The following is a 231-nucleotide window of genomic DNA, read 5'->3' on the forward strand; positions in this document are numbered from 1 at the left end:
TTGCTCGCCTTGCCCGGCTTGCTGCTGGCTCTGGCGATTGTCACCGCCATCGGCTTCGGCACGGTGCCGGTGGCTATCGCCGTGGGCGTCGGGATTATCCCCGGATTCGCCCGCACCACCCGCGCCGAAGTGCTGCGCGTCAAGACCCTGCCGTACGTGGAAGCCGCACGCCTGGGCGGCGCCAGCTGGGGCCGCACCTTGCTGCGGCACATCCTGCCCAACGCATGGGGC

1 protein-coding gene is annotated in these 231 nt (G+C 70.6%); it reads left to right on the forward strand.

Features of this window, described 5'->3' with window-relative positions; all coding sequences use genetic code 11:
- A partial coding sequence (locus tag AAEY72_RS16570; protein ID WP_352311803.1) for an ABC transporter permease subunit occupies nucleotides 1–231 on the forward strand: 231 nt, incomplete at both ends.

The organism is Psychrobacter sp. W2-37-MNA-CIBAN-0211, assembly GCF_040309405.1.
GTDB classification, from domain to species: Bacteria; Pseudomonadota; Gammaproteobacteria; order Pseudomonadales; family Moraxellaceae; genus Psychrobacter; species Psychrobacter glaciei.